Below are 18929 nucleotides of genomic sequence, written 5' to 3' on the forward strand. Positions count from 1 at the left end.
ATGATTAAACGACTGTTAATGGTTGCCATGTTGATGATTGCCCCTCTGACTGCAGCTAACGCAGCCGATCAGAGCAATCCTTATCAACAGATGAATGAGGCAGCAAAGAAAACCTTCGATCGCCTCAAAAACGAGCAGCCGAAGATCCGTTCCAATCCCGATTACCTGCGTGACGTGGTCGATCAGGAGCTGCTGCCGTATGTGCAGGTGAAATATGCCGGTGCACTGGTGCTGGGCCGTTACTACAAAGACGCCACGCCAGCACAGCGTGAAGCCTATTTTACTGCATTCCGTGAATATCTGAAGCAGGCTTACGGCCAGGCACTGGCGATGTACCACGGCCAGACGTATCAGATCGCGCCGGAACAGCCGCTGGGTTCCGCTACTATCCTGCCTATCCGTGTGACCATCGTCGATCCGAACGGTCGTCCGCCAGTGCGTCTGGATTTCCAGTGGCGTAAGAACACCCAGACCGGTAACTGGCAGGCCTACGACATGATTGCAGAAGGCGTCAGCATGATTACCACCAAGCAGAACGAATGGAGCGATCTGCTGCGTACCAAGGGTATCGATGGTCTGACTGCACAGCTGAACAGCATCGCACGTCAGAAAATTACCCTGGAAGGGAACAAGTAATATGTCGCAGCTGAGCTGGACCCGTGAGGGTGAGACATTACTCCTCTCAGGCGAGCTGGATCAGGATTATCTGAATCCTCTCTGGGATGCGCGTGAAGATGCCATGAAGGGTGTTTCCCGTATCGACCTGAGCGGTATCTCTCGCGTGGATACGGCGGGTGTGGCGCTGCTGGTTCACCTGGTGTCAACGGGCAAGCGGCAGGGCGCACAGGTGACGCTTTCGGGCGTCAGCGACAACGTCGTCACGCTGGCCCAGCTCTATAATCTGCCGGAAGACGTATTGCCTCGCTAATTTTTTCAGTACGTTACTATCAAAAGCCCTGACAGTTTCATCGTCGGGGCTTTTTGCTTGTTTAAGACCGCGTCACTTTGCTCTAAGATGTTGGGCTTGTTTTCACTACCAGATGATATAGAACCCATGGAAAATCATGAAATCCAGACAGTGCTGATGAACGCACTCGCCCTTCAGGAAGCCCACGTCTCCGGCGACGGCAGCCATTTTCAGGTTATTGCTGTGGGTGAGATTTTTGACGGCATGAGCCGCGTGAAGAAGCAGCAGGCTGTCTATGCGCCGCTGATGGAATATATCGCGGATAATCGTATCCATGCCCTGTCGATCAAAGCGTTCACCCCGACTGAGTGGGCACGCGATCGCAAACTAAACGGTTTTTGAGCTGAGGGTGGTTTGCCCGCAGCACGGTTGAATTCATACAGAGAGTAATCACATGGACAAATTTCGTGTTCAGGGGCCTACGCGCCTCCAGGGCGAAGTCACAATTTCCGGCGCCAAAAACGCCGCGCTGCCAATCCTCTTCGCCGCACTGCTCGCGGAAGAGCCGGTAGAGATCCAGAACGTACCCAAGCTGAAAGACATTGATACCACCATGAAGCTGCTCGGCCAGCTGGGTACCAAGGTTGAGCGTAATGGATCCGTGTGGATCGATGCCAGCAACGTGAACAATTTCTCTGCGCCGTACGACCTGGTGAAGACCATGCGCGCCTCTATCTGGGCGCTGGGCCCGCTGGTGGCACGTTTTGGCCAGGGTCAGGTCTCTCTGCCGGGCGGTTGCGCTATTGGCGCGCGTCCGGTCGATCTGCACATTTTTGGCCTGGAGAAGCTGGGCGCAGAAATTAAGCTGGAAGAGGGCTACGTTAAGGCGTCCGTGAACGGCCGTCTGAAGGGCGCGCACATCGTGATGGACAAGGTAAGCGTTGGCGCTACCGTCACCATCATGTCTGCGGCCACGCTGGCTGAAGGTACCACCATCATCGAGAACGCCGCGCGCGAGCCGGAGATCGTGGATACCGCGAACTTCCTGAACACGCTCGGGGCGAAGATCACCGGCCAGGGCACCGACCGTATCACCATTGAAGGCGTCGCACGCCTGGGTGGCGGCGTGTATCGCGTCCTGCCTGACCGTATCGAAACCGGGACCTTCCTGGTCGCTGCAGCTATCTCCGGCGGTAAAATCGTCTGCCGTAACGCCCAGCCTGATACTCTTGATGCGGTTCTGGCCAAGCTGCGTGAAGCGGGTGCCGATGTTGAAACCGGCGAAGACTGGATCAGCCTGGATATGCACGGTAAGCGTCCGAAGGCCGTCAACGTGCGTACTTCTCCGCATCCGGCATTCCCAACCGATATGCAGGCGCAGTTCACTCTGCTGAACCTGGTGGCGGAAGGCACGGGTGTGATCACCGAAACGATCTTTGAAAACCGCTTTATGCACGTGCCGGAACTGATCCGTATGGGCGCGCACGCTGAGATCGAAAGCAACACCGTGATTTGTCATGGCGTTGAAAAACTGTCCGGTGCTCAGGTGATGGCAACGGATCTGCGTGCATCTGCGAGCCTGGTGCTGGCGGGTTGTATTGCGGAAGGTACTACGCTGGTGGATCGTATTTATCACATCGATCGCGGCTATGAACGCATCGAAGATAAACTGCGCGCACTGGGTGCCAACATTGAGCGTGTGAAGGGCGAGTAATCGTCCTGGCAGCCCCCTGCCGTATCGACCGGGGGGTTGCTATTCCCGTCTAACAGAGCGTCACTCCTGGCGCTCTTTGCCTTCTCTTTTCTGCCGCATCATGCGCGTTCTGTCGACAAATTCGTGGGTGAGCGGATCGTGGTAGCGCGATGGCCAGATGATCCAGGGGTCGGTGCCGAGTGCCGTGGCAATGATCAGTTCTCCCTTCGGCCAGGGACGCGTCAGCGCATTAGCCAGGGTAGAAGAACTAAGCCCATTTCGGCGGGATTCTGCAGCCAGTGATGTTCCCTTTTTACGCAGCGCGGCGATAATATCAGCCGAGTGCCAGTCGGTAAATTTCTTATCCATTCAGCAATCCCTCTGTTCTGGTATGAGTACGTCATTTCCTCTTAAATGACAGTGTTACTATACCTACTTCGAACATCGGTTCTAAAAAGTTCGCATTACACGAAGCCACATTCGGATTTTGCCAGGGCTTTATTCATGCGGTCTGTAAGCGAATTATTTAACAATTTACCGGAATAAGATTTGGAACTTATTAGAACTCTCTTTTCACGTAAAAGAGAGTTCATGGGTAATTATCGATCGCGCTGAACAGCGATATGCGCGAGGCCAATCAGGGCATCTCGCCATGGACTGTCAGGGATAACCTGAAGGGCGGCAATGGCTTTATCAGCCTCTTCCTCTGCACGCTGGCGCGTCCACTCCAGAGAACCACAGGTTGCCATTGCTTCCAGTACAGGTTCCAGAAGGTGTCTGCCGTTTCCTTGCTCAATGGCTTCGCGGATGAGCTTTGCCTGCTCAGGGGTGCCGTTACGCATGGCATGCAGCAGCGGCAGCGTCGGTTTACCTTCGTTGAGGTCATCACCAACGTTTTTGCCGAGCGTCTCGCCATCGGCGCTGTAGTCGAGCAGATCGTCAATCAGCTGGAAGGCGGTGCCAAGGTAGCGCCCGTAATCCTGCAGCCCACGTTCCTGCTCGTCAGTACAGCCAGCAAGAATACCGGAGCACTGCGCAGCGGCCTCGAACAGACGCGCGGTTTTGCTGTAGATCACCCGCATGTAGTTCTCTTCGGTGATGTCCGGATCGTTGACGTTCATCAGCTGCAGAACTTCGCCTTCCGCGATAACGTTCACCGCTTTGGACATCACTTCAAGGATCTTCAACGATCCCAGGCTGGTCATCATCTGGAAGGCACGCGTATAGATAAAATCGCCTACCAGCACGCTGGCGGCATTACCAAACGCGGCGTTGGCGGTGGCCTTGCCACGACGCATGTCGGACTCATCGACGACGTCATCATGCAGCAACGTGGCGGTATGAATAAATTCGATCAGCGCCGCGATCGTGACGTGGGCATTGTCCTGATAGCCGACCGCGCGAGCGGCCAGCACAGCGATCATCGGACGGATGCGTTTGCCCCCGCCGCTGACGATGTAATAGCCCAACTGATTGATTAGGGAAACGTCAGAATCGAGCTGTTCCAGGATTGCTGCATTCACACCCGCCATATCTTGCGCGGTTAACTCATTGATTTTTTCTAAATTCATCGCAAAAGCCGGGCTTGTAGTCCTGTTTACCACATATCAAATGGGCTAACGAAGGGTTCGGTTTATCAATAGTAGCGCTGATTGTACTGAAAAAACGCGGCAGATAAACGTTACCGTACGCGTTGTGTTTTTTTCTTCATGTATTGACTGTAGCACTTGTCAAAGGCTCGCGTTTTGCGTAATATTCGCGCCCTATTGTGAATATTTATAGCGCACTCTGAATCACACGAGGATGTGCGCGGAAGCGGAGTTTATATGTACGCGGTTTTCCAAAGTGGTGGTAAACAACACCGAGTAAGCGAAGGTCAGACCGTTCGCCTGGAAAAGCTGGACATCGCAACTGGCGAATCTGTTGAATTCGCTGAAGTTCTGATGATCGCAAACGGTGAAGAAGTCAAAATCGGCGTTCCTTTCGTTGATGGCGGCGTTATCAAAGCTGAAGTTGTTGCTCATGGTCGTGGCGAGAAAGTTAAAATCGTTAAGTTTCGTCGTCGTAAACACTACCGTAAGCAGCAGGGCCACCGTCAGTGGTTCACTGATGTGAAAATTACTGGCATCAGCGCCTAAGACCTGAGGAGAGATTTAAATGGCACATAAAAAGGCTGGCGGCTCCACACGTAACGGTCGCGATTCAGAAGCTAAACGCCTTGGCGTTAAGCGTTTCGGTGGCGAAACCGTTCTGGCGGGTAGCATCATCGTTCGTCAGCGTGGCACCAAATTCCACGCTGGTAACAACGTAGGTTGCGGTCGTGACCACACTCTGTTTGCTAAAGCAGACGGTAAAGTGAAATTTGAAGTTAAAGGCCCGAACAACCGTAAATACATCAGCATTGTTGCTGAGTAAGGTTTTCTCGGTCCGGTAACGGATTAAAGCCCCGCAACCTGTTGCGGGGCTTTTTACATTGGAAACCCGGTAATTTTTTCTGTAGGGAAAACGGGCATGAAGCAGCAGGCCGGCATTGGTATTCTTTTGGCGCTCACGACCGCAATGTGCTGGGGTGCGCTGCCAATTGCAATGAAGCAGGTACTGGAAGTGATGGAGCCGCCAACGGTGGTGTTCTACCGCTTCCTGATGGCCGGTATTGGGTTGGGGATTATCCTGGCGATAAAAGGTAAACTCCCTCCACTGCGCATCTTTCGTAAGCCGCGCTGGCTGGTAATGCTGGCGATTGCGACAGGTGGCCTGTTTGGCAACTTCATTTTGTTCAGCTCTTCCCTGCAGTACCTCAGTCCCACGGCCTCGCAGGTTATTGGCCAGCTTTCACCGGTAGGCATGATGGTTGCCAGCGTCTTCATCCTTAAAGAGAAGATGCGCGGCACGCAGATTATCGGGGCGCTGATGCTTCTCTGCGGTCTGGTGTTGTTCTTCAATACCAGCCTGATAGAGATTTTTACCCGTCTGACGGATTACACCTGGGGTGTGATTTTCGGAGTGGGTGCGGCGGCGGTGTGGGTGAGTTATGGCGTCGCGCAAAAGGTGTTATTGCGCCGTCTGGCGTCACAGCAGATCCTGTTTTTGCTGTACACTTTATGTACAATTGCACTGTTGCCGCTGGCGAAGCCGGGTGTGATTACCCAGCTTAGCGACTGGCAGCTGGCGTGTCTGATCTTCTGTGGTCTTAACACGTTAGTGGGCTATGGTGCCCTGGCAGAAGCGATGGCGCGCTGGCAGGCAGCGCAGGTGAGCGCGCTGATTACCCTGACGCCACTGTTTACACTGTTATTTTCAGATTTATTATCAATGGCCTGGCCCGATTTCTTCGTCAAACCGATGTTAAACCTGTTGGCTTATCTCGGTGCGTTTGTCGTGGTTGCGGGCGCGATGTATTCCGCCATTGGTCATCGTCTTTGGGGACGTTGGCGCAAAAGTGAAGCGGTCGTAGTGTCCCCCGCTCAGGCGAATGATTTACGGAGAGTAAAATGAAGTTTGTTGATGAAGCAACGATCCTGGTCGTGGCAGGTGATGGCGGTAATGGTTGCGTTAGCTTCCGCCGTGAAAAATACATTCCGCGTGGCGGCCCTGACGGCGGCGACGGCGGTGACGGCGGTGACGTATGGCTTGAAGCCGACGAGAACCTCAACACCCTGATCGATTATCGTTTTGAAAAATCTTTCCGTGCTGAGCGTGGCCAGAACGGCCAGAGTCGTGACTGTACCGGTAAACGTGGTAAAGACGTTACGGTTAAAGTTCCTGTCGGTACGCGCGTCATCGATCAGGGCACTGGCGAAACCATGGGTGACATGACCAAACACGGTCAGCGCCTGATGGTTGCTAAAGGCGGCTGGCACGGTCTGGGCAATACCCGTTTCAAATCTTCCGTTAACCGTACTCCGCGTCAGAAAACGATGGGTACACCGGGCGATAAGCGCGATCTGCAGCTGGAGCTGATGCTGCTGGCTGACGTCGGTATGCTGGGGATGCCGAATGCGGGTAAATCTACCTTCATCCGCGCCGTCTCTGCAGCTAAACCGAAAGTGGCTGACTATCCGTTTACGACCCTGGTACCAAGCCTCGGCGTGGTGCGTATGGACAACGAGAAGAGCTTCGTGGTGGCCGACATCCCGGGCCTGATCGAAGGCGCTGCCGAAGGGGCGGGCTTAGGTATTCGCTTCCTGAAGCACCTTGAGCGTTGCCGCGTTCTGCTGCATCTCATCGATATCGATCCGATCGACGGTTCCGATCCGGTAGAAAACGCCCGTATCATTATTGGCGAGCTGGAAAAATACAGCGATAAACTGGCTGCCAAGCCGCGCTGGCTGGTCTTCAACAAGATTGACCTGATGGACAAAGCTGAAGCCGAAGCGAAGGCGAAAGCCATTGCTGAAGCGATGGGCTGGGAAGATAAGTACTATCTCATCTCTGCGGCAAGCCAGATGGGCGTAAAAGACCTGTGCTGGGATGTGATGACCTTTATCATCGAGAACCCGGTTACCCAGGCAGAAGAAGCGAAACAGCCTGAAAAAGTCGAATTCATGTGGGATGACTACCACCGCGAGCAGCTCGAAGAGCAGGCGGAAGCAGAAGACGACGAAGACTGGGATGACGACTGGGATGAAGACGACGAAGAAGGCGTCGAGTTCATCTATAAGCGTTAAGACGGTCATCAGCCCCCTTATCAAGGGGGCTTTTTTTTAGTTCAGTTTTTCCGGTAGCCAGCAGGCGACAATTAATCCACCTTCAGGTCGGTTCTCCAGCGTCAGCCTGCCGCGGTGCAGCTGCACGATACGCTGAACAATGCTCAATCCCAGTCCGCTACCGCCATAGCGTTGATCGATACGACGGAACGGCTCGGTAATTGACTGGCGATGGGCTTCCTCAATGCCAGGCCCCTGATCGCAGACACTGACCCACGTACCGCCGTCGACTTCCTGCATTCCCACTTCAATGGTGGTTCCTGCCGGGCTGTATCGCACCGCATTTTCCAGCAAATTGCGCAGCATCAGTCGCAGCAAGGTGGCGTCACCCTGCACGCTCTGCGGGCCCGCCTGCGGCCAGATGAGGGTATGGCTTTTCGCCTCATTCTCCAGCGCCAGCGGTGCAAAAATTGCTTCGCTCCAGTTAACCGTGTCGTAGTGCCCACTGGCCAGAGCCTGGCCTGCGCGGGCGAGCATCAGCAACTGCTCCACGGTATGCATCAACTGGTCGATGCGGGCAACCAGCGTCGTCGCCTGAGGCGAGCCTGACTGCGCCATCAGTTCCAGATGCAGGCGAATGCCCGCCAGCGGTGTACGGAGCTCGTGCGCGGCATCAGCGGTGAACAGGCGCTCCTGCTGAATGGTTTGATCCAGCCGGGCAAGGAGCTGATTCAGGGAGGTGGTGACGGCACCAATCTCTTCCATGTCGGAGTACATCGGTAGCGGGGTGAGATTGTCGGCAGATCGGTTTGCCAGGCTGGTGCGTAGCTGATTGAGCGGACGGGTGATCCAGCTGACGGCCCAGAAGGAGAACAGCAGCGTAAAGCCGACCATCACCAGCGAAGGGACCAGCAACGAGGCGATCGCCTCCCGGATCTCTTTCTCGACATGCTGATTACGGGCTTTTGCGGAGAGCGTCTCGCTCACCAGGAAGCTGATCTGCTCCCGGCTCTCATGCCACAGCCAGATGACGCTGACCAGTTGAAAGAACAGCAGAATCACTGCCAACAGCACCATCAGACGACGGCGCATGCTGTTCATTTTTGACTCTCAAGGCGATATCCCACGCCGCGCACCGTTTTGATCCGGTCTTTACCCAGCTTACGCCGCAGATTATGGATGTGAACCTCCAGCGTGTTGGAGCCCGGATCGTCCTGCCAGGAGTAGATATCCTGCTGCAAGGTCTCCCGGTGGACGGTCTGGCCGGTACGCATGATCAGCCGCGTCAGCAGGGCGAACTCTTTTGGGGTGACTTCAACCGGCCGGGAGTGCTGTAAAACCTGCTGCGTTTGCAGATTCAGCGTGAGATCGCCGTCGCTGAGCAGATTATCACTGTGCCCCTGATAGCGGCGGATCAACGCTCTGGCGCGCGCCTGGAGTTCTGCCAGCGCAAAGGGCTTAACCAGATAGTCGTCGGCGCCGGAGTCCAGGCCGTTAATCCGGTCTTCCAGCGCGTCGCGGGCGGTCAGGATCAGCACGGGATTATCGAACCCCCGGCGGCGCCACTGGCTCAGCAGGGTCGCCCCGTCTTTATCCGGCAGGCCAAGATCGAGGATCACCAGGCTGTACTTGCCGCTCTGGATAAGACCATCAGCCTCGGCGGCAGTACCCGCACAATCAAGCGTGTAGCCCTCGGCCGAGAGCGCCAGGGCCAGCCCTTCCTGTAGCAGCAGATCGTCTTCAACAATGAGTAATTTCATCGCTAGTTATTCTGATAAATGTCCTTGTAAAGCCGGCTTTCAAAGCGCACCAGCGGGATACGGCGGTTACGTTGGTCAGCAGGTTCAACCGCATAGCCAGAAAGGTACTGCACAAATGCCATTCGCTGTCCGCTGGCGGTGGTGATAAACCCGGCCAGGTTATACACCCCTTGCAGGGAACCCGTTTTGGCAGAGACTTTGCCATCGACGCCCGCAGCGTGCAGCCCCGCACGGTACTGCAATGAGCCGTCATAACCGGCAAGCGGCAACATTGAGATGAAGTTTAGTTCAGTGTCGTGCTGAGCAATGTACTGTAGCACCTGCATCATGGTGGCAGGGGAGATCAGGTTATGACGCGACAGACCTGAACCATCCACCGCGATGGTGTTGCCAAGATCGATGCCGGCCTGCTGGCGGAGGATCTGACGCACCGCATCTGAACCGGCACGCCAGGTGCCAGGTACGCCGAAGCGTGCATGGCCAATCATACGAAATACGGTATCGGCGATCATGTTGTCCGATTTTTTCAGCATGATTTTGAGCAGATCGTGCAGCGGTGCCGATTGCTTACTGGCAATCACGGTGCCGGGCTCGTTGCTCTGCGTCTGGCGCAGCAGGGTACCGCTGTAGGTAATGTTGGCCTGCTTCAGCTCATCTTTGAGGATCGCCCCCGCATAGCTTGCGCCGTCCTGAATAGCGAAGGCCAGCGGCAGCGGATCGGCGCGCTGCGACAGGCAACCGGTCAGGGTAAAGCGGTTCAGATCGCCCGGGACCACATCCAGTTCGCAGTACTGCGCTTCCGGTGAGCCTTTCGCCAGCGTACGCACCTGGCTGAACATGTTGACCGGATAGTAAGACGCCACCCGAATAAAGGCTAAATCGTTGGGTTTTGGTGCGCTGTACAACGAAATGGAGAAGCAGTTGCGATCGACAATCGCTGCCGCAGGCGGGGCGCTGAAGCACTGGGTCATATCATTCCACGGCCAGCCGGGCGCTTTATCATGGCTGGCGAAAATGGACGTATCAATGAGCACATTACCTTCAATGCGCTGGACGCCAGACTTCTTCAACACGGCGACCATGTTGCGAATATCCTGACGCTTAAAGGTCGGATCGCCGCCAAAGCGGGCGATAAGATCGCCTTTCAGTACGCCACTCTCGATGTTGCCTTTGCTTTCAAGCGTGGTCGTGAAACGAAAATCAGGTCCCAGCTGCAGCAGGGCAGCCAGCGCCGTGATCACCTTTTGCGTACTGGCGGGCAGGGCCATCTGCTGGCTGTGATAATCAATCTCAGGCGCCTGGGCCCCCACCTTTTGCACGACCAGAGCAAGATTGGCGCCATCGGGCAGTTGATTAATATACTCGTCGACGTTCGCTGCCTGGACAGTGAACGCTATAGTGGTGGTCAATCCGATGATAAATCTGGAAAATCGCATAATCTCGCGCTAACAACCCGGAAACAAACCGCCATACTACGGCCCAACGCCCTGTAAAGTAAACGATGACCCATACTGAACTTCGCGGTAAAATGCGTATCAAATTGAAAAATTGCTGCTGACCTGGGAGTTTGCTTCCGGGTCAGTTTTCTTTTGCTTCTGACCTGTGCCAGGCTGTGATGCCTGCGGGGCCAGTCGTCGGGTCGGTCACCCGTACCCAACAGGAATGTCAAAGAGGTATAACAAATGCAAGCTATTCCGATGACCTTACGTGGCGCTGAAAAACTGCGTGAAGAACTGGATTTCCTGAAATCTGTTCGCCGCCCTGAAATCATTGCTGCGATCGCTGATGCGCGTGAGCATGGCGATCTGAAAGAGAATGCTGAGTATCACGCTGCGCGTGAACAGCAGGGGTTCTGCGAAGGGCGTATTAAAGATATCGAAGCCAAGCTGTCGAATGCACAGGTGATTGATATCACAAAAATGCCAAATAACGGGCGTGTGATTTTTGGTTCAACCGTCACCGTGATCAATCTGGATACCGATGAAGAGGTCTCCTACCGCATCGTGGGTGATGACGAAGCTGACTTTAAGCAGAATCTGATCTCGGTAAACTCACCAATCGCACGCGGCCTGGTGGGTAAAGAGCAGGACGATGTTGTCACCATCCGCACCCCAGGTGGCGAAGTGGAATTCGAAATTACCAAGGTTGATTACCTGTAATTCGCATCCACGGGCAGATGTTGATACATTGTAAAGATAGGAAAAAGGCCGCATAGCGGCCTTTTATCAACTCAAGGAGCATGGCATTTTGCTCACCTGCTAAAGAAAAACCCCTCGTTTTACACAGTAACTGTGTTCAATTCAGGATAATCTTAGCGTGGCAGCGAGATTTTACGCTCTTTAGATGGGCGGTAGAGCACCAGCGTTTTACCGATGACCTGTACATTACAGGCGCCGGTCTCGCGCACGATTGCTTCCACGATCAAGGTTTTGGTGTCTCTGTCTTCAGAGGCAATTTTCACCTTGATTAATTCGTGGTGCTCCAGCGCTTGTTCAATCTCGGCCAGTACCCCTTCGGTCAAACCATTGTTGCCAAGCATAACTACAGGCTTGAGCGGATGTGCCAGACCTTTAAGGTGCTGTTTTTGTTTAGTACTCAGATTCATCGTATATTTTTGCTTACGTTGGGATTGAAAACGGTTCATTCTACCGCCATCTCCCTAATATCGCCAAATTGCTGAGTGGAAATTTACACCACAGGCTACGATGAACCAGGACGGAAAGTTAAATGACAGGTAAAAAGCGTTCTGCTAGCTCGAGCCGCTGGCTCCAGGAACACTTTAGCGATAAATATGTTCAACAGGCACAGAAAAAGGGGTTACGTTCCCGTGCCTGGTTTAAACTTGATGAAATACAGCAAAGTGACAAACTCTTTAAGCCGGGGATGACGATTGTCGACCTCGGTGCAGCGCCCGGTGGATGGTCGCAGTATGCGGTAACACAAATCGGCGGAACTGGCCGAATTATCGCCTGCGATCTTTTACCTATGGATCCCATCGTTGGTGTGGACTTCCTTCAGGGCGATTTTCGTGATGAATTAGTACTGAAAGCGTTACTTGAACGGGTAGGTGACAGTAAAGTTCAGGTTGTCATGTCCGATATGGCGCCAAATATGTGCGGAACACCGGCGGTGGATATCCCTCGCTCCATGTATCTGGTAGAACTGGCGTTAGAAATGTGTCGTGATGTATTAGCGCCGGGTGGTAGTTTTTTAGTGAAGGTGTTCCAGGGCGAAGGTTTCGAGGAGTATCTGAAGGAAATTCGCTCCCTGTTTACGAAGGTTAAAGTTCGTAAGCCGGACTCTTCGCGTGCGCGTTCACGTGAAGTGTATATTGTAGCGACCGGGCGAAAATGATAGCCGGTGAATTTCAGGCGAAAGTTTGAAATAAATCGGATACAGAGTATCCTGACGCTGTTTTTAACACAGTTGTAATAAGAGGTTAATCCCTTGAGTGACATGGCGAAAAACCTAATACTCTGGCTGGTCATTGCCGTTGTGCTGATGTCAGTATTCCAGAGCTTTGGGCCCAGCGAGTCTAATGGCCGCAAGGTGGACTACTCTACCTTCCTGCAAGAGGTCAACCAGGATCAGGTTCGCGAAGCGCGTATCAACGGACGTGAGATCAACGTTACCAAGAAAGATAGTAACCGTTACACGACTTACATTCCGGTGAACGATCCTAAGCTGCTTGATAACCTTCTGACTAAAAACGTCAAGGTGGTCGGTGAGCCGCCGGAAGAGCCAAGCCTGCTGGCTTCTATCTTCATTTCCTGGTTCCCGATGCTGCTGCTTATCGGCGTCTGGATCTTCTTTATGCGTCAGATGCAGGGCGGCGGTGGCAAAGGTGCCATGTCGTTCGGTAAGAGCAAGGCGCGTATGTTGACGGAAGACCAGATCAAAACCACTTTTGCTGACGTGGCAGGTTGCGACGAAGCAAAAGAAGAGGTAGGTGAACTGGTCGAGTACCTGCGCGAGCCGAGCCGCTTCCAGAAACTGGGCGGTAAGATCCCGAAAGGCGTCCTGATGGTCGGCCCTCCGGGTACCGGTAAAACCCTGCTGGCGAAAGCCATCGCAGGTGAAGCGAAGGTGCCATTCTTTACCATTTCAGGTTCTGACTTCGTGGAAATGTTCGTGGGTGTCGGTGCATCTCGTGTGCGTGACATGTTCGAACAGGCCAAGAAAGCAGCACCGTGCATCATCTTTATCGATGAAATCGACGCCGTAGGCCGCCAGCGTGGCGCAGGTCTGGGTGGCGGTCACGATGAACGTGAACAGACGCTGAACCAGATGCTGGTTGAGATGGATGGCTTCGAAGGTAACGAAGGTATCATCGTTATCGCGGCGACTAACCGTCCGGACGTTCTTGACCCTGCGCTGCTGCGTCCAGGCCGTTTTGACCGTCAGGTTGTAGTGGGTCTGCCAGACGTTCGTGGTCGTGAGCAGATCCTGAAAGTGCATATGCGTCGCGTACCGCTGTCTCCGGACATCGATGCGGCAATCATTGCGCGCGGTACACCGGGCTTCTCCGGTGCCGATCTGGCTAACCTGGTGAACGAAGCTGCGCTGTTTGCTGCCCGTGGCAACAAGCGTGTGGTTTCCATGGTGGAGTTCGAGAAAGCGAAAGACAAAATCATGATGGGTGCGGAACGTCGCTCCATGGTGATGACGGAAGCGCAGAAAGAGTCCACGGCTTACCACGAAGCAGGTCATGCGATTATCGGTCGCCTGGTACCGGAGCACGATCCGGTGCATAAAGTGACGATTATCCCACGTGGCCGTGCGCTTGGCGTGACGTTCTTCCTGCCGGAAGGCGATGCTATCAGCGCCAGCCGCCAGAAACTGGAAAGCCAGATTTCGACCCTTTACGGTGGTCGTCTGGCAGAAGAGATTATCTACGGTGTGGAACATGTTTCGACCGGTGCGTCTAACGATATTAAAGTCGCGACAAACCTGGCGCGTAACATGGTGACCCAGTGGGGCTTCTCCGACAAACTTGGTCCGCTGCTGTATGCGGAAGAAGAAGGCGAAGTGTTCCTCGGCCGCAGCGTGGCGAAAGCGAAACATATGTCCGATGAAACAGCACGTATCATCGACCAGGAAGTGAAAGCGCTGATTGAACGTAACTACGGTCGCGCCCGCCAGATCCTGAATGACAATATGGATATCCTGCACGCCATGAAAGATGCGCTCATGAAATATGAGACCATCGATGCGCCGCAGATCGACGACCTGATGGCACGCCGTGATGTTCGTCCACCAGCGGGCTGGGAAGATCCAGGCGCTTCCAACAACTCTGACAACAACGGTACGCCACGTGCGCCGCGTCCGGTCGATGAACCGCGTACGCCGAACCCGGGCAACACCATGTCAGAACAGTTGGGCGACAAATAAGTCACCGCTGTAAATGAAGTTCTCTTTACCTGAAACCCTGGGGCTTGCCCCGGGGTTTTTCATGTCTGCTTAACCAAAAAATCAGGGACTTGCCATGAAACTCTTCGCCCAGGATTCTTATCTCGATCTTTCTCATCCGCATGTGATGGGGATCCTGAACGTCACGCCAGACTCTTTTTCCGATGGCGGCACGCATAACTCGCTTATTGATGCGGTCAGGCATGCGAATCTGATGATCAATGCCGGCGCGACGATTATCGATGTAGGTGGAGAGTCGACGCGTCCAGGGGCGGCGGATGTCAGCGTTGACGAAGAGCTGTCGCGCGTCATTCCGGTGGTGGAGGCAATTGCCCAGCGTTTCGAAGTCTGGATCTCGGTAGATACCTCAAAGCCAGAGGTGATCCGCGAATCGGCCAGAGTGGGTGCTCACATTATTAATGACATTCGCTCTCTTACCGAACCCGGCGCGCTTGAGGCGGCTGCCGAGACCGGGTTACCGGTCTGCCTGATGCATATGCAGGGTCAGCCGAAAACCATGCAGGATGCACCGAAATACAGTGACGTGTTTGCAGACGTGAACCGCTACTTCAAAGAGCATATTGCGCGCTGTGAACGTGCCGGTATCGCAAAAGAGAAATTGCTGCTCGACCCGGGCTTCGGTTTCGGTAAAAATCTCTCTCATAACTACGAACTTCTTGCTCGCTTATCTCAGTTTCACCATTTTGGCCTGCCGCTGCTGGTCGGAATGTCGAGAAAATCCATGATAGGGCAACTGCTTAACGTTGGGCCATCAGAGCGCCTGAGTGGCAGTCTGGCCTGTGCGGTGATTGCAGCGATGCAGGGAGCAAATATAATTCGCGTTCATGACGTAAAAGAAACAGCAGAAGCCATGCGAGTGGTGGAAGCCACACTGGCAGCTAAGGAAAACTCCCGCTATGAGTAATCGTAAATTTTTTGGTACCGACGGCATTCGTGGACGCGTGGGCGATGCGCCAATCACGCCTGAGTTTGTGCTGAAGTTAGGCTGGGCGGCTGGCAAGGTGCTGGCAAGCCACGGCTCGCGCAAAATCATTATCGGTAAAGACACCCGTATTTCCGGCTATATGCTCGAATCTGCGCTGGAAGCGGGTCTGTCAGCTGCCGGGCTGTCGGCCTCTTTCACCGGCCCAATGCCAACGCCGGCAGTTGCTTACCTCACCCGCGCTTTCCGTGCGGAAGCGGGCATTGTTATCTCTGCGTCACATAACCCGTTCTACGATAACGGCATTAAGTTCTTCTCCATTGACGGCACCAAGCTGCCGGATGATGTTGAAGAAGCGATTGAAGCGGAAATGGAAAAAGAGCTTACCTGCGTTGACTCCGCTGAGCTGGGTAAAGCCAGCCGTATCGTCGATGCTGCGGGTCGCTACATTGAATTCTGCAAAGGTACCTTCCCGAACGAGCTGAGCCTGGGTCATCTGAAAATTGTGGTCGATTGCGCGAACGGTGCCACCTACCACATCGCGCCTAATGTGTTCCGTGAGCTGGGCGCGCAGGTTGTGGCTATCGGTTGCGAACCAAACGGGCTGAACATCAATGCCGAAGTGGGGGCGACGGATGTCCGCGCCCTGCAGGCGCGCGTGCTGGCAGAAAAGGCCGATCTGGGTATCGCTTACGACGGCGACGGCGACCGTGTCATCATGGTCGACCACGAAGGCAATAAAGTCGACGGCGATCAGATCCTCTATATCATTGCTCGCGAAGGTCTGCGCCAGGGGCAACTGCGCGGCGGCGCCGTCGGTACCCTGATGAGCAACATGGGCCTCGAGCTGGCGCTCAAGCAGCTGGGCATCCCGTTTGTGCGCGCGAAAGTGGGCGATCGCTACGTACTGGAAAAACTTCAGGAAAAAGGCTGGCGCATTGGGGCCGAAAACTCCGGCCACGTGATCCTGCTCGACAAAACCACTACCGGTGACGGTATTGTGGCAAGCCTGCAGGTAGTAGCGGCGATGGTGCGTAACCATATGTCCCTGCACGATCTGTGCAGCGGTATGAAAATGTTTCCGCAGATCCTGGTTAACGTCCGCTTTACCGCAGGTAAGGGCGACCCGCTGGAAAACGAGAATGTGAAAGCGGTAATGGCCGAGGTGGAAGCGGCGCTGGGCTCCCGTGGGCGCGTCCTGCTGCGTAAGTCAGGTACAGAACCGCTGATCCGCGTAATGGTGGAAGGGGAAGACGAAGCGCAGGTCACCGAATTTGCCCATCGTATCGCTGATGCGGTCAAAGCAGCGTAAATCCGGTTAAGTGCTTAAAAAGGCGGCCTGTGCCGCCTTTGTTTTGTACAGTTGTGGCGGTTTTGCTGTTTTTTTCCGCACTTGATACAATGAGCCGAAATTGCCCTTGCGAAGGTCATTCGCTTTGGTTAGTATTCACACCCGCTTCAGTGGGAAAGCAAATTTCCTGCTTATTGGTTGAAGCATTGGTATGCGGCAAATCCGCAAGGAACAGGTTGATTATGTACGAAGCTCTTTTGGTAGTTTTCCTTATTGTAGCCATCGCTCTGGTAGCGCTGATCATGCTGCAGCAAGGTAAAGGCGCTGATATGGGGGCCTCCTTTGGAGCAGGCGCTTCTGGTACGCTGTTCGGTTCAAGTGGTTCTGGTAACTTCATGACCCGCGCAACGGCGATTCTGGCAACGCTGTTTTTCATCATCAGTCTGGCGCTTGGCAATATCAATAGCAACAAGATCAACAAAGGAAGCGAGTGGGATAATCTGAGCGCGCCAGCGAAATCTGAGCAGACTCAGCCAACTGCACCGGCTAAGCCGACCAGCGATATCCCGCAGTAAGAGAAGTATCCGTGCTGAGGTGGTGGAATTGGTAGACACGCTACCTTGAGGTGGTAGTGCCCTAACGGGCTTGTGGGTTCGAGTCCCATCCTCAGTACCAATATTCCGAAAGAAAGACGTCGAAAGACGTCTTTTTTTTCGTCTGAAGTTTATGGTTTTGTCCGGCGGCACGATGCTTGCCGGGCCTACGAAAACAGAAATAGCAGACATTAAAAAAGGCGCCCTCAGGCGCCTTTTGTCTTTGTTAATTCGCGATTACTTTTCCAGATTCTCAACCTGCGGCAGACCATTGCCGGTGGATACGGAAAGCAGACCGTTCTCGGTATAGGTGAACAGCTTGGCGCGGGTATCGGTGATATCCAGGTTACGCATGGTCAGCTGACCAATACGATCGTCCGGGGAGAAGACGGACTCGCCTTTTTCCATGGTCAGACGTTCTGCCTGGTAGGTCAGGTTGTCAGAGACGGTATTCAGGATCGAGTAGTCGTTGCCGCGACGCAGTTCCAGGGTCACTTCACCGGTAATGGCGCTTGCCACCCAACGCTGGAGGGCATCACGCAGCATCAGCGCCTGCGGGTCGAACCAACGGCCCTGATACAGCAGTTTACCCAACTGACGACCGTGAGAGTGATACTGCTCGATGGTATCTTCGTTATGGATACCGGTCAGCAGGCGCTCGTAAGCGATGTGCAGCAGCGCCATCCCCGGAGCTTCGTAGATGCCACGGCTTTTCGCTTCGATGATACGGTTTTCAATCTGATCGCTCATACCCAGGCCGTGACGGCCGCCGATGCGGTTAGCTTCCAGCATCAGCTCCACGTCGTCAGAGAAGGTCTGGCCGTTCAGGGCAACCGGGTGGCCGCGCTCGAAACGTACGGTCACTTCTTCTGCCTGGATTTTGACGTTTTCGTCCCAGAACTTCACGCCCATGATCGGGTTTACGATCTTCACGCTGGAGTTCAGGAACTCGAGGTCTTTTGCTTCGTGCGTGGCACCCAGCATGTTGGAGTCGGTGGAGTAGGCTTTCTCGACTGACATTTTGTAGTCAAAGCCACAGGCAATCATAAATTCAGACATTTCATGACGGCCGCCGAGTTCATCGATGAAGTCAGTATCCAGCCACGGCTTGTAGATCTGCAGTTCAGCGTTGGTCAGCAGACCGTAACGGTAGAAACGTTCGATGTCGTTGCCTTTATAGGTACTGCCATCGCCCCAGATGTTAACACCATCTTCTTTCATGGCGGCAACCAGCATGGTGCCGGTAACTGCGCGGCCGAGCGGAGTGGTGTTGAAATAGGTCAGGCCACCGGTGGTGTTGTGGAAAGCACCGCACTGAATGGCAGCGATACCTTCGGCAACCAGCTGCTTACGGCAGTCAATCAGGCGAGCATTCTCTGCACCATACTCCATGGCACGACGAGGGATCGCGTCATAATCGTCCTCATCCGGCTGACCCAGGTTCGCAGTATATGCATACGGAACCGCTCCCTTCTGGCGCATCCACAGCAGTGCAGCGCTGGTATCCAGGCCGCCTGAAAAAGCGATGCCAATACGTTGTCCTTGCGGAAGATGCTTGAGAATCGTCGTCATAAAATAAAACCCTGCTTGATTGACTGATGAGTGATCGCTTCACCCTAAAATGCATTTTTATGCAGAATAAGTGAGTTTTCATTTAATCATCTTTTGGCAAGTACCGAAAGAGATT

At 54.2% G+C, this 18929-nt stretch carries 21 protein-coding genes and 1 tRNA gene; 15 read left to right on the forward strand and 7 right to left on the reverse strand.

Annotated elements, in window-relative coordinates:
• The 4 genes from mlaC to murA all read left to right on the forward strand — a co-directional run bounded on the left by mlaC (position 1) and on the right by murA (position 2621).
• On the forward strand, positions 1–636 hold the full coding sequence (gene mlaC, locus K5I40_RS11195; protein ID WP_039031635.1) for a phospholipid-binding protein MlaC: 636 nt from the start codon (positions 1–3) through the stop codon (positions 634–636).
• A gap of 1 nt (position 637) precedes the next feature.
• Positions 638–928 (forward strand): lipid asymmetry maintenance protein MlaB, encoded by a 291-nt coding sequence (mlaB, locus tag K5I40_RS11200; protein WP_039031636.1) that lies wholly within the window; start codon positions 638–640, stop codon positions 926–928.
• A gap of 126 nt (positions 929–1054) precedes the next feature.
• Complete coding sequence (gene ibaG / locus K5I40_RS11205; protein WP_032614457.1) at positions 1055–1309, forward strand: BolA family iron metabolism protein IbaG; 255 nt, start codon at positions 1055–1057, stop codon at positions 1307–1309.
• Between the two features lie 52 nt (positions 1310–1361).
• Positions 1362–2621, forward strand: a complete 1260-nt coding sequence (gene murA, locus K5I40_RS11210; RefSeq protein WP_039031637.1) for a UDP-N-acetylglucosamine 1-carboxyvinyltransferase — start codon at positions 1362–1364, stop codon at positions 2619–2621.
• A gap of 60 nt (positions 2622–2681) precedes the next feature.
• Here the strand turns inward: murA and sfsB are convergent, their stop codons facing one another.
• Together sfsB and ispB are read right to left on the reverse strand one after the other, a co-directional pair.
• Positions 2682–2969, reverse strand: coding sequence for a DNA-binding transcriptional regulator SfsB (sfsB, locus tag K5I40_RS11215; RefSeq protein ID WP_039031638.1), 288 nt, complete (start codon positions 2967–2969; stop codon positions 2682–2684).
• Positions 2970–3199: 230 nt separating this feature from the next.
• Positions 3200–4171: an octaprenyl diphosphate synthase gene (gene ispB, locus K5I40_RS11220; RefSeq protein WP_039031639.1), complete on the reverse strand. Its 972-nt coding sequence runs from the start codon at positions 4169–4171 to the stop codon at positions 3200–3202.
• Positions 4172–4426: 255 nt separating this feature from the next.
• Between ispB and rplU the strand changes: the two genes are divergently transcribed.
• The 4 genes from rplU (at position 4427) to cgtA (ending at position 7267) form a co-directional block, all read left to right on the forward strand.
• A complete protein-coding gene (rplU, locus tag K5I40_RS11225) occupies positions 4427–4738 on the forward strand; it encodes a 50S ribosomal protein L21 (RefSeq protein WP_003025032.1) in 312 nt (103 codons plus the stop codon).
• 19 nt (positions 4739–4757) lie between these two features.
• Positions 4758–5015 (forward strand): 50S ribosomal protein L27, encoded by a 258-nt coding sequence (rpmA, locus tag K5I40_RS11230; protein WP_007673187.1) that lies wholly within the window; start codon positions 4758–4760, stop codon positions 5013–5015.
• A 96-nt stretch (positions 5016–5111) separates the two neighbouring features.
• A complete protein-coding gene (locus K5I40_RS11235; protein WP_039031640.1) occupies positions 5112–6095 on the forward strand; it encodes a DMT family transporter in 984 nt (327 codons plus the stop codon).
• Entirely contained in the window at positions 6092–7267 is a 1176-nt protein-coding gene (cgtA, locus tag K5I40_RS11240; RefSeq protein WP_039031641.1) for an Obg family GTPase CgtA, read from the forward strand. The genes K5I40_RS11235 and cgtA overlap by 4 nt, the downstream gene beginning before the upstream one ends.
• A gap of 36 nt (positions 7268–7303) precedes the next feature.
• On the opposite strand, the gene pmrB is transcribed toward cgtA, so the two are convergent.
• The 3 genes from pmrB to dacB are packed head-to-tail and all read right to left on the reverse strand — an operon-like array spanning position 7304 to position 10442.
• Entirely contained in the window at positions 7304–8347 is a 1044-nt protein-coding gene (gene pmrB, locus K5I40_RS11245) for a two-component system sensor histidine kinase PmrB (RefSeq protein WP_138370305.1), read from the reverse strand.
• On the reverse strand, positions 8344–9006 hold the full coding sequence (pmrA, locus tag K5I40_RS11250) for a two-component system response regulator PmrA (protein ID WP_223074547.1): 663 nt from the start codon (positions 9004–9006) through the stop codon (positions 8344–8346). Before pmrA ends, pmrB begins: the two co-directional genes overlap by 4 nt.
• Positions 9007–9008: 2 nt before the next feature.
• Entirely contained in the window at positions 9009–10442 is a 1434-nt protein-coding gene (gene dacB / locus K5I40_RS11255) for a serine-type D-Ala-D-Ala carboxypeptidase (protein WP_039031644.1), read from the reverse strand.
• 246 nt (positions 10443–10688) lie between these two features.
• Between dacB and greA the strand changes: the two genes are divergently transcribed.
• The gene (gene greA / locus K5I40_RS11260; protein ID WP_039031645.1) at positions 10689–11165 is read left to right on the forward strand and encodes a transcription elongation factor GreA; all 477 of its coding nucleotides are present in this window, start codon (positions 10689–10691) and stop codon (positions 11163–11165) included.
• 152 nt (positions 11166–11317) lie between these two features.
• Here greA and yhbY read toward each other — a convergent pair whose 3' ends face one another.
• Complete coding sequence (yhbY, locus tag K5I40_RS11265) at positions 11318–11611, reverse strand: ribosome assembly RNA-binding protein YhbY (protein WP_032614629.1); 294 nt, start codon at positions 11609–11611, stop codon at positions 11318–11320.
• A 122-nt stretch (positions 11612–11733) separates the two neighbouring features.
• Here yhbY and rlmE point away from each other — a divergent pair, with 122 nt between their 5' ends.
• From rlmE to K5I40_RS11295, 6 genes are all read left to right on the forward strand, one after another.
• Complete coding sequence (gene rlmE / locus K5I40_RS11270) at positions 11734–12360, forward strand: 23S rRNA (uridine(2552)-2'-O)-methyltransferase RlmE (protein ID WP_039031646.1); 627 nt, start codon at positions 11734–11736, stop codon at positions 12358–12360.
• A 102-nt stretch (positions 12361–12462) separates the two neighbouring features.
• Positions 12463–14397, forward strand: a complete 1935-nt coding sequence (gene ftsH / locus K5I40_RS11275; protein ID WP_039031647.1) for an ATP-dependent zinc metalloprotease FtsH — start codon at positions 12463–12465, stop codon at positions 14395–14397.
• Between the two features lie 94 nt (positions 14398–14491).
• Positions 14492–15340, forward strand: a complete 849-nt coding sequence (folP, locus tag K5I40_RS11280) for a dihydropteroate synthase (protein ID WP_223074548.1) — start codon at positions 14492–14494, stop codon at positions 15338–15340.
• Complete coding sequence (glmM, locus tag K5I40_RS11285; RefSeq protein WP_114385673.1) at positions 15333–16670, forward strand: phosphoglucosamine mutase; 1338 nt, start codon at positions 15333–15335, stop codon at positions 16668–16670. The genes folP and glmM overlap by 8 nt, the downstream gene beginning before the upstream one ends.
• Positions 16671–16891: 221 nt before the next feature.
• Positions 16892–17224 carry a preprotein translocase subunit SecG gene (secG, locus tag K5I40_RS11290; protein WP_223074549.1) on the forward strand — a complete coding sequence of 111 codons (333 nt, stop codon included), beginning with the start codon at positions 16892–16894 and terminating at the stop codon, positions 17222–17224.
• A 13-nt stretch (positions 17225–17237) separates the two neighbouring features.
• Positions 17238–17324 (forward strand) — tRNA-Leu (locus K5I40_RS11295).
• A gap of 155 nt (positions 17325–17479) precedes the next feature.
• Here the strand turns inward: K5I40_RS11295 and argG are convergent.
• Positions 17480–18814 (reverse strand): argininosuccinate synthase, encoded by a 1335-nt coding sequence (gene argG / locus K5I40_RS11300; protein WP_039031651.1) that lies wholly within the window; start codon positions 18812–18814, stop codon positions 17480–17482.
• Positions 18815–18929 lie beyond the last annotated feature (115 nt).

The sequence above is a fragment of the Leclercia sp. LTM14 genome (assembly GCF_023736175.1).
Taxonomy (GTDB): Bacteria; Pseudomonadota; Gammaproteobacteria; order Enterobacterales; family Enterobacteriaceae; genus Enterobacter; species Enterobacter barmai.